This window comes from Arthrobacter sp. 01T428 (assembly GCF_056398685.1).
Map to the genome: position 1 here is coordinate 40012 of NZ_JBFTPW010000031.1, position 14792 is coordinate 54803.

14 protein-coding genes and 2 pseudogenes are annotated in these 14792 nt (G+C 63.0%); 12 read left to right on the forward strand and 4 right to left on the reverse strand.

Going from position 1 to position 14792, the window contains the following annotated elements; genetic code table 11:
• Positions 1-53: 53 nt before the first annotated feature.
• The 6 genes from AC1DJB_RS22455 (at position 54) to AC1DJB_RS22480 (ending at position 5981) form a co-directional block, all read left to right on the forward strand.
• Positions 54-1331: an ABC transporter substrate-binding protein gene (locus tag AC1DJB_RS22455; RefSeq protein ID WP_476910859.1), complete on the forward strand. Its 1278-nt coding sequence runs from the start codon at positions 54-56 to the stop codon at positions 1329-1331.
• A 68-nt stretch (positions 1332-1399) separates the two neighbouring features.
• Positions 1400-2563: an ADP-ribosylglycohydrolase family protein gene (locus tag AC1DJB_RS22460; RefSeq protein ID WP_476910860.1), complete on the forward strand. Its 1164-nt coding sequence runs from the start codon at positions 1400-1402 to the stop codon at positions 2561-2563.
• Between the two features lie 15 nt (positions 2564-2578).
• The gene (locus AC1DJB_RS22465; protein WP_476910861.1) at positions 2579-3577 is read left to right on the forward strand and encodes an ADP-ribosylglycohydrolase family protein; all 999 of its coding nucleotides are present in this window, start codon (positions 2579-2581) and stop codon (positions 3575-3577) included.
• On the forward strand, positions 3574-4578 hold the full coding sequence (locus AC1DJB_RS22470; protein ID WP_476910862.1) for an ADP-ribosylglycohydrolase family protein: 1005 nt from the start codon (positions 3574-3576) through the stop codon (positions 4576-4578). The genes AC1DJB_RS22465 and AC1DJB_RS22470 overlap by 4 nt, the downstream gene beginning before the upstream one ends.
• Positions 4575-5495 carry a ribokinase gene (locus AC1DJB_RS22475; RefSeq protein ID WP_476910863.1) on the forward strand — a complete coding sequence of 307 codons (921 nt, stop codon included), beginning with the start codon at positions 4575-4577 and terminating at the stop codon, positions 5493-5495. Before AC1DJB_RS22470 ends, AC1DJB_RS22475 begins: the two co-directional genes overlap by 4 nt.
• A gap of 282 nt (positions 5496-5777) precedes the next feature.
• Positions 5778-5981, forward strand: coding sequence for a hypothetical protein (locus AC1DJB_RS22480; protein WP_476910864.1), 204 nt, complete (start codon positions 5778-5780; stop codon positions 5979-5981).
• Between the two features lie 372 nt (positions 5982-6353).
• Here the strand turns inward: AC1DJB_RS22480 and AC1DJB_RS22485 are convergent.
• Positions 6354-6512 (reverse strand): annotated as a pseudogene (locus AC1DJB_RS22485) (TraM recognition domain-containing protein); the annotation flags it as partial.
• A 416-nt stretch (positions 6513-6928) separates the two neighbouring features.
• On the opposite strand from AC1DJB_RS22485, the gene AC1DJB_RS22490 reads away from it, so the two are divergent.
• The 3 genes from AC1DJB_RS22490 (at position 6929) to AC1DJB_RS22500 (ending at position 10674) form a co-directional block, all read left to right on the forward strand.
• A complete protein-coding gene (locus tag AC1DJB_RS22490; RefSeq protein ID WP_476910865.1) occupies positions 6929-7939 on the forward strand; it encodes an aldo/keto reductase family protein in 1011 nt (336 codons plus the stop codon).
• Between the two features lie 1012 nt (positions 7940-8951).
• The gene (locus AC1DJB_RS22495) at positions 8952-9383 is read left to right on the forward strand and encodes a LexA family protein (protein ID WP_476910866.1); all 432 of its coding nucleotides are present in this window, start codon (positions 8952-8954) and stop codon (positions 9381-9383) included.
• A 10-nt stretch (positions 9384-9393) separates the two neighbouring features.
• Positions 9394-10674, forward strand: coding sequence for a Y-family DNA polymerase (locus AC1DJB_RS22500; RefSeq protein ID WP_476910867.1), 1281 nt, complete (start codon positions 9394-9396; stop codon positions 10672-10674).
• Between the two features lie 29 nt (positions 10675-10703).
• On the opposite strand, the gene AC1DJB_RS22505 is transcribed toward AC1DJB_RS22500, so the two are convergent.
• A complete protein-coding gene (locus AC1DJB_RS22505; protein WP_476910868.1) occupies positions 10704-11489 on the reverse strand; it encodes an SOS response-associated peptidase in 786 nt (261 codons plus the stop codon).
• Between the two features lie 725 nt (positions 11490-12214).
• On the opposite strand from AC1DJB_RS22505, the gene AC1DJB_RS22510 reads away from it, so the two are divergent.
• The gene (locus AC1DJB_RS22510) at positions 12215-12490 is read left to right on the forward strand and encodes a helicase associated domain-containing protein (RefSeq protein WP_476910869.1); all 276 of its coding nucleotides are present in this window, start codon (positions 12215-12217) and stop codon (positions 12488-12490) included.
• Positions 12491-12597: 107 nt separating this feature from the next.
• Positions 12598-13140, forward strand: coding sequence for a hypothetical protein (locus tag AC1DJB_RS22515; RefSeq protein WP_476910870.1), 543 nt, complete (start codon positions 12598-12600; stop codon positions 13138-13140).
• On the opposite strand, the gene AC1DJB_RS22520 is transcribed toward AC1DJB_RS22515, so the two are convergent.
• Complete coding sequence (locus AC1DJB_RS22520; RefSeq protein ID WP_476910871.1) at positions 13134-13283, reverse strand: hypothetical protein; 150 nt, start codon at positions 13281-13283, stop codon at positions 13134-13136. The two genes, AC1DJB_RS22515 and AC1DJB_RS22520, sit on opposite strands and share 7 nt — an antisense overlap.
• Positions 13284-13393: 110 nt before the next feature.
• Entirely contained in the window at positions 13394-13696 is a 303-nt protein-coding gene (locus AC1DJB_RS22525) for a hypothetical protein (RefSeq protein WP_476910872.1), read from the reverse strand.
• A 308-nt stretch (positions 13697-14004) separates the two neighbouring features.
• Between AC1DJB_RS22525 and AC1DJB_RS22530 the strand changes: the two are divergent.
• Positions 14005-14373: pseudogene (locus AC1DJB_RS22530) on the forward strand (hypothetical protein); the annotation flags it as partial.
• Between the last annotated feature and the right edge of the window lie 419 nt (positions 14374-14792).

The following is a 14792-nucleotide window of genomic DNA, read 5'->3' on the forward strand; positions in this document are numbered from 1 at the left end:
CAATTCATGCCCTCAAACCAAACGAAAATCCACCCCAACCACGGAGACGAGAAATGAAACTTCAGAAATGCGCGGTCGTACTTGCCGCGGCTACCTTAACAACCGGGCTGTTGTCCGGATGCGGGGGCAACAGCCCGGCCGCCTCCGGCCCGGTGACGCTCACCTTCCAGGCGTTCGCGAACACCCCGGACGGGCAGACTGCGAACAAGAACATCGTTGACGCCTGGAACAAGGCCAACCCCGGAACCACCGTAAACCTCGTCATGACGCCCATCGACAGCATCTACGAGAAGATCAGTACCCAGATGGCCGGCGGCACTGCACCAGACATCCTGATGGACGACTCGCAGGACATTCGCCAATACGTGAATGACGGCGACATCGCCGACCTCACTCCGTTCTTGTCCAAGGACACGGTGAACAGCATCGATCCGGGTGTGCTGGACACCGTCAAAATCAAAAACACCATCGCCGGCGTTCCGACCGAGATGCAAACCTACGTTGTTCTGGCCAACAAAGACCTGTTGGACGCCGCCGGCGTCAAGATTCCCACCGGAGAATCGATGACGTGGGATGAATTGCAGTCGATCGCTAAGGCAACTACCAAGAACGGCGTCAGTGGAATTACCTGGGGTCTGAAAAGCCCGACGGCCGCTTTCGTCAGCCTCGGCCTCGGATTCGGGGCCAAATACTTCACAGGAAGCGACAAGAACGCCCAGGCGAGTATCGGATCGGCAGAGCTAGAGATCCCTCAACGCGTCAAAACAATGATCACCGACGGCACTATGGACCGCGTAGGCGTCTCGCAGGCAAGCGGCGATGTTCTCCCCACGTTCTATAGCGGCAAAGCGTCCATGGTCATGCTGCAGTCGTACCACATTGCCGATGTCGCCAAGAATGCTCCTGCTGGTTTGAAGTGGGTCGTGCTTCCGCCCCTCAAGGGTGCAACCGGCACCCAGCAGGCGGCGATTCCTACGACACTTTCGGTGACGGCGAATTCAAAGAACCCTCAGCAAGCCGCGAAATTCCTCGAGTTCTATATGTCGGCAAAGAACCTGTCCGATCTGAACCTTGCCGAGGCATTGATTCCACCGACCAAAGACGCCCGTGCCGCCTTGGCGACAGCGACTGCGGACAAGAACGGTTGGGCGACAGTCCTTGAATCAGGCAGCAATCTTGTTGCCCCGCCAGCATCGGCCGCGACCAGCTACCCGGCGTGGAAGTCAACCGTCGCTACACCGGCATACCAGCAATTCCTCTCTGGCTCCATCGACTCGGAAGCTCTGAAAAACAAGCTCGTCGATGGCTGGACCCAAGCAAACAAAAAGTAGACAACCCTGGCCCAGGCGATGCTTTGTCGCCTGGGCCAGGAACAACATCCGTTACAGGAAGGCTTGACATGAACTGGATTCGGGAACGCGCGACAGCGATTCTCGCGGGCTCCGCCATCGGCGATGCTCTTGGAGGCGCCACAGAAGGGTTCAGCCCCGAGCAGATACAGGAGCGATATGGCTCCAGGGTCGGTGGAATTGTGCCCCCGTTCTACGAGAACTGGAAGACACAGCGCCCCGTCAGCCCGTATCACAAGGGCGATGGCCACATCACGGATGACACTTTGATGACCCAAGCGCTGATCAAGGTGTATGACAAGAAGCGCACCCATCTTGATGCCTTCGCCATCGCACATGACCTCGTGCCGCTGCTGCAGACTGAATTTTGGTGGGTACCGGAGTTCGAGCGGGAATCCATTTTGTTGCAGCGGATCTTCCTGGCCGAGAAGTATCTCGTACTGCGCCTTCAGTATGGCCACGTGGACCCCCGCGAGGCCGGTGTTGGCAACGCGATTAACTGCGGTGCTGCCATGTACATGGCCCCCGTCGGCATCGTAAATATCGGTAGCCCCGCCCGGGCATACGACGAAGCAATCGACATGGCCGGCGCCCACCAGGCGAGCTATGGCCGAGAGGCCGCCGGAGTCTTCGCGGCTTCCGTAGCTGCCTCGGCAGCCCCCGGCGCGACAGTGGAGAGTGTCATTGAATGGGCGCTTTCCTTGGCTCATGATGGGACACGAGAGGCCATCGCCGCCACCGTTGCTGCCGTCCGGGAACTGTCCGAAACCGCAACCGACGACGAGATCGGCGCTGCACTGCGCGATGCGATCCGACCCTTCGACACGGTCGGAGAAAAGTACCGGGAACCGAACATGGACGCCCGGACACCCTCCCGTACCAAAGCCATCGAAGAGCTGCCGGTGGCCCTGGGACTGCTCGTGGCCTACAACGGCGACTTCCGGAAGTGCATTCTCGGAGCGGTCAACTACGGCCGTGACTCCGACTCCATCGCCAGCATGGTCGGTTCGATCGCGGGCGGATTGGGAGGCACCGAGGCAATCGCAACTGATTGGTACGAGGCCATTGAGAAAGCCAGCAAAGCCGACTTTGGACATTACGCGGACCTCATCGCCGAAGTCGCAGAACAGATCATCGGCGATGACCTGAACGAAGCGAACCACCGCATCGAAGTCCTGCAAAGCCTCCGCCCGAGCGCATCCATCCTCCTCTGAGCCCAAGGACTTGACATGACCCTGACAAAACACATAACAACCCGCGACCGAGCACGCGGCTCGATGGCCGGCCTTGCCCTCGGCGACGCCATCGGCCGTCCCGTCGAAGCACTCTCCGCCCAAGAGATCCAAGCACGATATGGGCGGATTACAGGATTCGTCGAAGACAAGCCGGCCGGGAGTGACGACACCGAATACGCCCTTCTCACCGCCAAGACCATCCACAGAGTGGGGCTCGGAGCGACCCGCTTCGATTTCGCACAAACCTGGCGCGAAGACGTGCTGCCTCAAACCGACAACTTCAAAGGCGGCGGGTTCAGTGAAATGGCAGCAATCGACAACCTCAGGCGAGGTCTACAACCACCTTTGACCGGCGACCATAACCATGCATGGAGTGATGGACTCGCGATGCGGGTAGCACCCCTGGGAATTGTTGCAAACGGAGACCGCGAACTCGCCGCCCACCTCGCCATAGAAGACGGCGTAGTGAGCCACAGCGGTGAAGGCGTGCATTCCGGGGTCGTCGTTGCCGTCGCCGTGACCGCAGCCATGACCGGCGCTAACGCCCGCGAATGCTTCCAAGCTGGTCTCGACGCGATCCCCGCAGACTCGTGGACCGCCCGCAACCTTCGCGACGGACGCGACCTCGTCGATTCCGGGCTCGGTCACGATGAACTCGCCCTGGCACTTCACGACAGGCTCGCCGTCCCCGACTATTTCTGGTCTGACGTTGCCCCCGAAGCCGTTGGACTCGCGATGTCGAGCCTGCTGGTTGGCGACGGTCACTTTGCCCCCAGCATGCTGTTCGCCGTGAACATGGGGCGCGACGCCGACACGAACGCTGCAATCGCCGGTTGCATCGCCGGAGCGATCTCCGGGGCCGATTCCTTCCCGCCGGAATGGCTTGCGGGCCTGTATCCGGTCGAAGGTTCGTGCATCCGATCCCTGGCGGGGATCCACCCACTGGACGCGGCGGACGACCTGCTGCGCCTGATTGAAGGAAATACCAAATGACGACCCTTACTGAGACCATCGTCCGTGGACTGACCGCCGGAGATACCAGTTCTTCGATGAACGCGGACTTCCACATCTACTCGCTTCCCCCGAAAAGGGTGAACCGGCTACGCATCCTGAGCAAACTCGCTGATGACTCCCGACAAACCAACGTCCCCCGACCGTTCGCGCATGCCAACCCACCCGCATTGCTTCACCCCGCGCCGGGCGAGGCAGTTGAGTGGTTCTCGTTCTCGCTCCGACAGCAGCAGAGCTCACTGGATGAAAACACCCGCCTTGCGGGGTGGCTTGAGCTCGCCGAACTTGACCCGCCCATTCGGACGCGCATCGGCACACGTGCTGCTCTCCTGAACCTCAAGAGGGGCCTCACTCCCGCGCAGTCGGGAAATGACAACCCGCACTATTTCGATGACCTCGCGATGGTTCGAGTGCTGGCAGCAGTCGCCACGTTCCCACAGGATTCCCAGGCCGCACTCGCTGCAGCGACGGCAGACGCAGAATTCACCACGGCTTCCGACGGTCTCTGGTGCGCTCGAGCGACCGCACAACTCTTCTCACGACTAGCGAACGGCGACGCACCACGCGAAGCAGTCCTCTCGGCGATTGAATTGCTCCCCAATGACACCTGGAGTCGCCGAATCGCCGAGACATCCCTCGAAGTGGCCGCAGCAAGCAACGGCCCGATCGAACGCGCCCGACGGTTGAGCATCGAGGTTGGAGACTGGATCTACAGTTACCCGACTGCCGCCCCGGAAACCCTCGGTTTCCTGCTCGCGCACGTCGCTTCAGCACGAAACGCAGACGACCTCATGCTCGGCGCCCTCAGCCAACCCCGAAATGGAGCCACCCTGCCTGCACTGGCCGGCGCAGCAGCAGCGGTCATGTTCGGCACCGACTGGATTCCGGCTGACCTCACCCTCGACTCCATCAAGCTCAGCGGCATCGCGATCCCGCAATACCGAGGACAGCACGTCACGAATGGCGTCACGGTCAGCGCATGAACCAACACTCGACGGCGCGCGTGGTTGTCGTTGGAAGCATCAACCGGGACACTGCGATCCGGGTGCTACAACTCCCTCGCCCAGGAGAGACCACGCTCGCGATAAGCTCCACCCAATCCGGTGGAGGAAAAGGAGCCAATCAAGCAGTTGCGGCAGCCCGGGCCGGAGCCGCTCCAACAACGCTCATTGGCGCAATCGGTGACGACCGGATCGGGGAAGAGCTGGAGCGCGCGTTTCGCGCCGAGGGCATCCACACGCTCCTAGAAGTAGCCGAAGGTGAGGCGACAGGACAGGCATTCGTCAGTGTCTCGGAAAACGGGGAGAACTCGATAGTCGTCATTCCCGGCGCGAATTCGCGGTTCCGGGCGTTGACTCCCCAAGCCGCTGAAGCCGTCGGGCAAGCGAGTGTAATTCTGTGCCAGCTCGAAACGCCCCCCGAACTGCTTTTCGACGTGGCGAGAGCGCGTCCAGTGCAATCATTGCTCATCCTCAATGCGGCACCAGCCATACCCATCGAGGAAACACTGTGGGACCTCGTGGATATGTTGATCGTGAATGAACACGAGGCTGCTGACTACGCAGGCACTTCTGGTGACATTGACGCCATCGTCCAACGCCTACTGACCAAGGTGCCCCGGGTGGTCATCACCTTGGGCGGCGAGGGCTGTGCCTACTACGACACGAACGGTGAACATATCAGGGTTCCTGCCTATGCCGTCGACGCCATCGACTCGACAGCCGCCGGAGATACATTCTGCGGTGTCATCGCAGCACGTTTGGCACTCGGCGAGCCGATCGGCGACGCAATGAAGGCAGCCGGGGCGGCAGCGGCGATCGCCGTTAGCCGACCCGGCGCGCAATCCGCAATCCCAACCTTCACACAAGTCGGAACCCTCCTAAGGTCGGATGCCGAATGACCGATGCGGACGGATCCACCTGCCACTGGGTATCCAACGGCTCCCGGCACATCGTGAACGTCGGCAGTTCAGCATTTGCACTTGGCAGCTTGGCTTGGACCTCCCAGCGCTCGACGCTGACAGGGTCCCAGTGCCGATTGCAGCCTGGTTGCGGATCTCACCCCGCGTCCGCCCAAATTCCGGTCTCAGCCTTCGATTCACAAAGGTGATGACGCACGGCCGCGGCATGCGCGCTGGAACCGCTCCAGAGCCCCGAATTGAAAACAAGAAAGGAGAGGCAGCATGCCACCAACAACCTCAAGGATCACTGTCAAAGTTGAGGACCCTGAATCAAGGGACCGGCAACTTGAACAGACGTGCGCTCTGCTTCGCAAGGAAGCAACAGATCGCGGCATTGTCGTAACCAGGTTCGACCACACCACCTTCGAGGTCGCCCTGAGCCCCGACGTTCCGTTCGGCCTCACCCGCGAACTCGATTTGCTCTGACTCGGAGCCGGCTGCGTGTCCCGGTCATCCCGCCCAATCACTCGCACCGGAGGCCCCGGACCTGCCGAAGGGACAGCACGTGACAGAGCAGCATCAAGGGGACCCGCATCTGGAAGAACAGCATTGCGAGGAGGCACAGAAGCACCCCCTGGTGATTTGGACAAGTCTCAGCCCCGGCGACGCCGTGTCGATTCGAGGGCTCGGGACCCGCGACTGGACCGGAACAGTCGAATCCAGGACCAGCGACGGGCTCGTAATCTGGATAAGGGACGATCTCAACCAGAGGAGATCTTTCCATTTTCGCGAATGTCAGTCCGTCCGCGTAATCAAAAGATCCACGGCTATACGCCACCGGCAAGAACGACCTGCGCCCTAGACCTTGATGTTGGAGGCGGAGTGCAGGCCTTCCCGGCCCCAGGCTTCCACGCCCTGTGACCAGGACTGGAGGATGGTCAATGGGACGATGCCGCGGGATCCGTGATGGCTGTAAACGGTTAGGCAGTTCGCACCAGCGCAGACGTTGGTTGCCTGATCGAGGACCCCCGCGCTGGGGACGCCATCTGTCCATGTGGAAAGATCGCCGCCCGACTATGGAGTCAGTGCATCCTAGATGGCGCTGGCACGGTTGGCGGACCGGCCTGCCGTGACGTCCGTGATCCTCCGAGCCCCCACGACTGAGCAGTTGGCGGGACAACCTTGTCGCGGGGGACTTGGGACTCAGCCGCGAGGAGGCCCCCGCGGTCCACTCAGGCCACCAGCCCCGGACGACGCCTACCCGTCCGGTCCGATGGCCCAGAAAGCAACGGAGCCGGAAGATCGACGGCGGCCGGTAATTCCGGTGACGGGCCCTTGTGGTTCTCCATATCGGACCAAAGACAGTCACCACGTGTAGGACGCCCGACGGATTGTCGGGAAACATCGAGCAACTAAAGGAAGTTCCGAACAAAATGGAATTCAGATACTTGGGTAACAGCGGCTTCAAAGTCTCGGAAATAACATTCGGCAACTGGCTGACCCACGGTTCGCAGGTGGAGAACGACATCGCCGCCCAGTGCGTACGCGCGGCGCTCGATGCCGGCATCAGCACCTTTGACACGGCCGACGTCTATGCCGACACCGCCGCGGAGACCGTTCTGGGCGAGACACTGAAAGAGGAACGCCGTGAATCCTTGGAGATCTTCACCAAGGTATTCGGCCCCACCGGCCCCAAAGGCAAAAATGATGTCGGACTGTCCCGCAAACACATCATGGAATCGATCAACGGATCGCTCTCCAGATTGCAGACAGACTATGTGGACCTTTACCAGGCCCACCGCTACGACTTCGAAACGCCCTTGGAAGAGACCATGCAGGCCTTCGCGGACATCGTGCGGCAGGGCAAAGCGCTATACATCGGTGTGAGCGAATGGACTGCCGAGCAGCTGCGCGAGGCCCATGCTCTTTCCAAGGAACTTGGCTTCCAGTTGATTTCGAACCAGCCGCAGTACAACATGCTGTGGCGGGTCATCGAGGCGGAAGTGGTTCCGGCGTCGCAAGAGCTAGGCGTGTCCCAAATCGTCTGGTCCCCCATGGCACAGGGTGTCCTAAGCGGGAAGTACCTGCCCGGCCAGCCGGCCCCTGAAGGCAGCCGCGCCACGGATACGAAAGGCGGCGGAAAAATGATCCAGCGGTGGATGCGCGATCACGTGCTCACCGGTGTACAGGACCTCAAGCCGATCGCTGAGGAAGCCGGGCTGACAATGCCCCAGCTTGCGGTCGCCTGGGTGTTGCAGAATCCGAACGTTGCTTCGGCAATCGTGGGTGCCTCCCGGCCCGAACAGATCGCGGACAACGTCGCGGCGGTTGGCGTGAAGCTTGAGGCAGAGGTCATGAAGCAGATCGACGACGTCATTGGTACGCTCGCCGAACGCGATCCCGCACGGACGAAAGGTTCGTCGCCGACCCCTCGAGAAGCGTAAGGCCGCGCGAGGAGGCTGTCGCCATCCAGATGCCAGAACGCGTCATCAGAACTCGCCAAGCTCAGCAGCCTCACGGCTAAGCCTGGACCTCTCTGCAATTTGATGAGTGAGGCAAAGGCTGCTGAGGGGAGTGGTCCAATGAAGCCAACCCTGACCTTGTCACAGCGGGTGCGGTTCCTGAGTTACCGTCGAGGCAACGATATCGGCGTCCAGGGCGCCGCCACCCACCCTGGCGGCACGAGCCAGCCTGCCTCACCGGAAACCCGTGGGCCACGCATCCCGGCAGCAATGCCGGCGGGTGGGATAACCCGGACTCCGAACCGCGGTTCTAAATGTCCCCATTTTGATCGAGGCCAGTAGATACGCCGGGCCGCCAGAACTTCGCCCGCGTTCTGTAGTGTCAGTGCCTGCCCTCTTCGGAGAGCCCACCAGCAATGTCAGCGGGCCGGCCAGTCCGGGCTTCCGGAAAATTTAAGTACTCACCACTCGTGTATAGAGCACCTGAAAAAGGTTGACTCATAACAAGAGGCTTGGTTTACGCACCGGCCGGACTTCGGTGTCTGGCTGACAGACGGGACCAGCGGCGGGAGAGAATCTCGGTTCCTGGCATGGATTCTCCACTACCCCCAGACGCCGCTGGCCCCCTGGGGTCGATGCCCGCGCCCAGCGGGAGCTACCCTCAACGGATCCCACGTTCCAGCCGCGGATAACTCGAATTGCCCCACTCTCGCACAATTCGTCGGACACACCTTCACCATCCGCATATGGCCCCTGAGACGTCTCCGAAATCGGGGTCCACGAGCATATGCGTAGCCATCGACCAAGACCACTCCGGTCTCCGGCTCGGTCTTCGCGACATTGAAGCCACGCGCGGATCCCGTCGGCTACGCACCGAGACCGGTTGATACGTCCCTGACCCGACCCCCGACATCTTTGACTGTCGCATGGGCGGTGAAATGTCAGTGGGGTCGACTAGACTTTATTCGAACATATTTTCGAATAAAGGTGTGTCATGAGTCTTGCTTTGGACCCTCGCATGATAGACGCGGGGGCGCCTCCGGGGCACGTTCCGGTGGCACCGGTGGCCGTCCCGGCGGGCTACCCGTCTCCGAGCCAGGACTATTTTTCCTCGGAACTCGACCTGAACGAACACCTGATCAAGGACAAGACCAGCACCTTCATCGTTCGGGTGTGCGGGGACTCCATGGAGCCGGGCGGCATCAGCGACGGCGACGAACTCATCGTAAACAAGGCATTGGAGCCCAAGGACGGGTCCGTGGTGGTGGCGATCCTCGACGGCGAACTGACCATCAAACGGCTGCGGATCACCAGAGCCGGCGTGATACTGCAGGCAGACAACCCCAAATACCCGCCGATCCGCGTCCAGGAACTCTCGGATCTGCGGATCTGGGCTGTTGCGATCAGATGCCTTCACTATGTCTAGGCCGGCGGTGATGCGCCGCATGCAGGAAATCGCCCACATCGACGTCAACTGCTTCTACGCCTCCGCCGAAAGGATCTTCGATCCTTCCCTCGAAGGCAAACCCCTCATAGTGCTCTCGAACAACGACGGCTGCGCCGTAACGCGCTCAGATGAGGCCAAGAGGCTCGGGATCGTTCTGGGAGAGCCGTGGTTCAAACTCGCACCACGGGCCAAGGAATGGGGCCTCGTGGCGAGGTCCAGCAACTACGAGCTCTACGGATCGATCAGCGCCAGGGTCATGGAGCTCCTGGCCCGGTACTCGGCCTGGCAAGAGGTCTACAGCATCGATGAATGCTTCCTGGGAGTCAAGGGCTCCGGAGAGGATCTGCTGGCCCTGGGACGGGCCATGAAAGACGCCTGCCGGACCCACGTTGGCGTGCCCGTCTGCGTGGGCATAGCCCCCACGAAAACCCTGGCAAAGCTCAGCAATAAGTGGGCCAAGCACAACCCCGTCTTCGATGGGGTGTGCCGGTGGGAATCCGTGCCGGCGGCCGAGCGCGAAGCGCTCATGTCCCGCCTGTCTGTGAGTGAGATCTGGGGCGTGGCCACCAGGCTCACGAAACGCCTGGCGGGGATGGGGATCTACTCGATTCTTGACCTGTCCAAGGCAAATCCCGTGGCGATCCGGGACAAGTTCTCGGTGGTGATGATGCGCACCGTCCTCGAGCTGCAGGGAACCCCTTGCATCCCCATGGAGGAAGAGCGGATAGGCCGGGACCAGCTGATCTTCTCCCGGTCCTTCTCCAAACCGATCACGACGGCGGCGGACATGCGCCAGGTCATGAGCGTGTATGCGCAGCAGGCCAGCGCCCGCCTGGCCAAACATGAGCTGCAGGCCAAAGTGCTGACCGCGTTCGCCGGCACGTCCTACTACAGTCCCGGCGACACGTCCTACCCGTCCGTGTGCGTCGCGCTGCCGATGCCCACCGCCGACCCGGTGATCCTCACCAAAGCGGCCCACGCCCTCATTGCCAGGATCAACGACGGCGTGAAATACGTCCGCGCCGGGATCATGGTCACCGACCTGCGGCCCAGCGGGAACCAAAGGCCCTTGGAGCTGTTCGAAAACGTTCACGAGGAACGCGGAATCGGCCCGCTGCTGGAACAAGTGGCCGGCAAATACGGCAGGGGCTCCATCGGGCTCGGCCACGCCGGCATCAAGGGCGGCCCGGACTGGACCATGAAACGAGACATGCTCTCACCCCGCTACACCACCCACTGGGACGAACTGCCCCTCGTCAAGGCCGCCTAAACCCCCGCTTGCCGGAGCCTTTCGCTGGGTCAGGCGACGGGGTTGTCGACGGTTTCCAGGCGCTGACGGCCGTCCTCGTCTTTGACGAGTTCGACGGGACGGAGGGTCCAGTTGGCGGCAACGTCGTACGCTTCACCGCGGACCAGATCCAGCAGTCCGGCGCCGTCCTTGTCCCGGGGGTCCAGCCATGCATCGATGGTGGCAGGGGACAGGGGGACCGGGAGGCGGTCGTGCAGCCCGGCCAGTTGTGCCAGGGCGGGGCGGTCTGGGTTGGCTGGGGGAGAGGCCATGGTCAGGACCGTGCAGGAGAGCAGCCACGCTTCCGGGTGGGTTTCGTCTTCGATGGCCGGGTTGTGCCAGGGAGCGAACAAACCGGCGAAGGCGATGCTATCGTTCCCGCTGGCGGGGGTGATCTCGTAGCGTTGTTTCGGGTCCGTGCGTTTTGGCCCGGACTTCTTCCACTCGTAGTACGAGGACACTGGAACGGCCGCGCGCCAGCGGGGGACCGAGTTCCGGAACGTCGCCTTCTCCAGCGCGGTTTCGGAGACAGCGTTGAAGGTTGCGAACTTCGACTCGAACGTTTTCGCGAAGGTGGGGATGAGTCCCCATCTGCCCACGGACAGTTCCCGGGCCACCGTGACGTCCTCGCTGAGCCGGCCCTGCAGGAACGGCACCTGGGTGGTCGGGCGCACGTCCAGGTTCGGTGCCGGTTCCCTGACCCCGGCGCGCAGCTGCGCGCCGAACTCGATCCCGAGCTGGTTCATGTCCTTGGTGAATGCGTAACGCCCGCAGATAGCTGGCTCCCTTCCACGCACAGTCCCGGAGGCTTGCCGCGCGGGGCGGACCAAGTCTCCCGGGGACAAGTAAGGTCCCGCCTGATGGGGGCCAGGCGGGACACGGCCACTGTACCAAGGACGGCTGACGGGTCAAGGCATGGCACCTTTCGGATGCGCCGGCAGAAGGCCAGGCCGGCGTCCCGCGTCTGTCCGGTGGCGGACGGCGGGTACCGGCCCGAAAGCCGGTACCCGCCGCCAACCCCGCTTAGGGGGCTACGTGCCAGAACCAGCGGATCAATTCAACCGCGAGGCGGATGACGTTGATCGCAAGGTTCCAGGCGCCCCATGGTTCCTCACGTTTCCGTTTGGAGCTCATGCCGGCACCTCCTCCCTGTGGGCGGAGGTGCGACCCGGTCCGCTGTTCCGTGACTTACGTCCTAGACCGGACAGACCGGAGGGCCTACTCTTGAGGTGTGACGGCTCAAGGAGTAGACCCTTGAAATCGCACCAAAGAGCGGCAACGCTCTGAACAAGGATCCGAGGCCAAATTCGGGTCCTTTGTTCGTTAAACGCCGCCCCCGGGCTGTTGCCCGGTACGTAGACTTTAGCCGGAACTCCGCCCCGGTCCGGGCGACGCTCTGGAACCCGGACCGCTCAGGCACATTAACGACGGGGCTGCCGGAGCATGGCCGGGTCGGGGGAATGTCCGGGTTGAACCCAGTGGGGACAGCTTTGAGCTGCGCGGAGGACTCCACCTGTCCACAATGGGCACAACCCTCCCGGCCGTGGCGGAAACGCACCCCGACCGGGACACCCGCTGCCCGCCGATTGTCCTTTTTGCCCCGGCAACCGCAACCGGATGCGCCGCCAGCGGCCGGTGGCCGGCATGGAAGAACCCGTCAGGCGAGGACGAGCGGCAGCTCGGCACCTGGCTGCACGGGCAGCGCCAAGCCGCCAGCCAAGGCCGGCTGAGCGGAGCGCACCGGGAACAACTCGATACCCTCGTCCCTGGCTGGAACACGTGGCGGACCGCGACGTAGGGCGCCAGGAACGAGGGCGTGGCAAATGCTCCTCTTCAACACCCCGGGCGCCGGGAATACCATGAGGGGACTGGGGGCGCATATTGGCCCACCGCACGGGACGCACCATGCCGCCACGCAACAACATTCAGGACAGCAACCAAAGCAGCCGCACCACCCCGGCGGCCACCACACCCCGGCCCGGGCACCGCATCAGGGAAATCCGCCAGGACCTCCACCAGCGGCACCATCACGCTCCGAGCCGCTACCGGCTCACTCCCACCGGCCCGTCCGCAGTAACCGGCCGGCCCTCGATCCTGCAGGTGACCTCCGACGAATACCAGGTTCTTCTCTATGTGAAGTCCCGCGGCACAAACCCCCGGGAGCGTCTCCGCGCTACCCGCGAAGCCGTGGCAACCTCGCCCCACACCTGGGAAGACCTCACCGCCGACGGCGTGAGGGAACGGGTCGACGAATCCCTGAAGGATGACGCACTGCTGACCGGTGCCCTCGAGTCCCTAGGTGAGCTGGAGGCCGGGGACCGTCCTTATTTCGGGAAGTTCACCGCCGAGCGGATCGACGAAATCCTCACCGACGCGGAAGCCGGCTACTGGTACCGCTACTGGCACCCGGGACACCGTTTGTGGCCCCTCCCGCTGCCGTGTCAGTAGTGGTCCGTGCGGATCACGATGATCCTGTGCCCTTCCGGGACCAAAGCCTCGGCCGACGTCTTGGCTTCCTCGTAGCTGCCGGCTGCGGCCCTGACGGTCGATTGTGAGCCGTCAGGGCCTTCGACGGTCAGGATGACTACCATGCCTGGATTCTAAGTTCCCCCGCGCTGTTCCGGGAGGCTTTGACGGAGGGCAGGTTTCGACCTGATGCGTGGTGGCCCGGGCTAGGGGCCTTGCCGACAACGGCAGCCGCCTAGCGGGCGGGGTCGCTGCCGGTGGCTGTGTCGGCTTCCTTGAAGCTTCGGAGGGCGGCGGCCAAGGCGCGCACAGCGGCCGGGTCTTCTTCCCACCGGCTCCCGCCACGCGTACAGGCGCGGAACGTCGTCGCACCGGCCTCTTCCGCGGCCTGCCGTAGTTCAACCCAGGCCTGTTCCACATCCGCTGCCTGGTCCGGAGTCAGCAAGTCCGGCCCCGTTGGCGCGCCCGCTGCAGGCGTGGATTCCTCCGAGTCGGGCGCCGTCCGGCGCCTGCGGAAAAGGCCTCGCAGATCAAACATTCTTCCCCTCCCTTCCAAGCCCCGTCGTCCCGGGACGAACACCGCGCGGAATGCGTGGCCCCGGCCGGAGGGCTCGTTTCAAGGCGGTAGGTTTCCGCTTCGCTGCAACCAGGTAATCGGGCGTCCGCTTCGCGGCCGGCTGTGGGGTCCAGGGCGCACCGTCGCAGAGCTCCGGACCCCCTGAACCTTGGTGTCTACGACGTTTTTTGGCTGCTGTCCTTCGGATTGTACGTGTCCGCTCCACCCCGTCTAGCCCCTCCGTTCCTCCGGGGCCTGCGGCACGGGAATGTCCCTCCGGCGCTCCTTCCACCGTGCTTGGCGATTACCACATGAACGACGGCTACGACTGGATGGCACTCATCGGCGAGCACGGCTGGGCCGTGATCCCCAGCTGGGGGTGCGACGGCTGGGACCTGGGCCAGTGGCCCTATGTCATGGTCGCCGGGATCCGCACCGCCGATGAGATCGGCAACCTGTTCGGCATGGCCACGTACTGCGAGGGCGACGTTCGGACGACCTTCTACAGGACCAAAGCCCGGTTCTGGGATGCGATCAGCGAACAGGCGTTCTTCCACTGGAAGAACGGACAGGCCCAAGGACCGGAAGACCTGCCCACGGCGGCAGCCGAGCTGCCCAGCCGGTACCGGCAGCCGTGCACCGTCTTCACCGCCGCCTAACCACCGGCGACAGGTTCCCCGCTCCGCCCAGAGCGGGGAACCCCACCCCCGGATCCTTTCGTTGCCGCTGGAGCCGCACTTTCCGCCGCGCTTGGGCGGTCCGTCGTCGTGGCCGGCTGCCGTTGTGGTCACCGGCGACGGACCGCCGTCCGCATCAGGGCCGCGCGTGGTGGCTGATGCCGGCGGCCTGCCCTGGGGGAGTGGCCGGCGCGGGTGGATCCATCCGCGTCCTCGGGCATGTCCTGGTTTCCGCTTCGCTGCAACCAGGTAATCGGGCGTCCGCTTCGCGGCCGGCTGTGGGGTCCAGGGCGCGCGCCGTCGCAGAGCTCCGGACCCCCTGAACCTTGGTGTCTACGACGTTTTTTGGCTGCTGTCCTTCGGATTGTACGTGTCCGCTCCACCCCGTCTAGCCCCTCCGT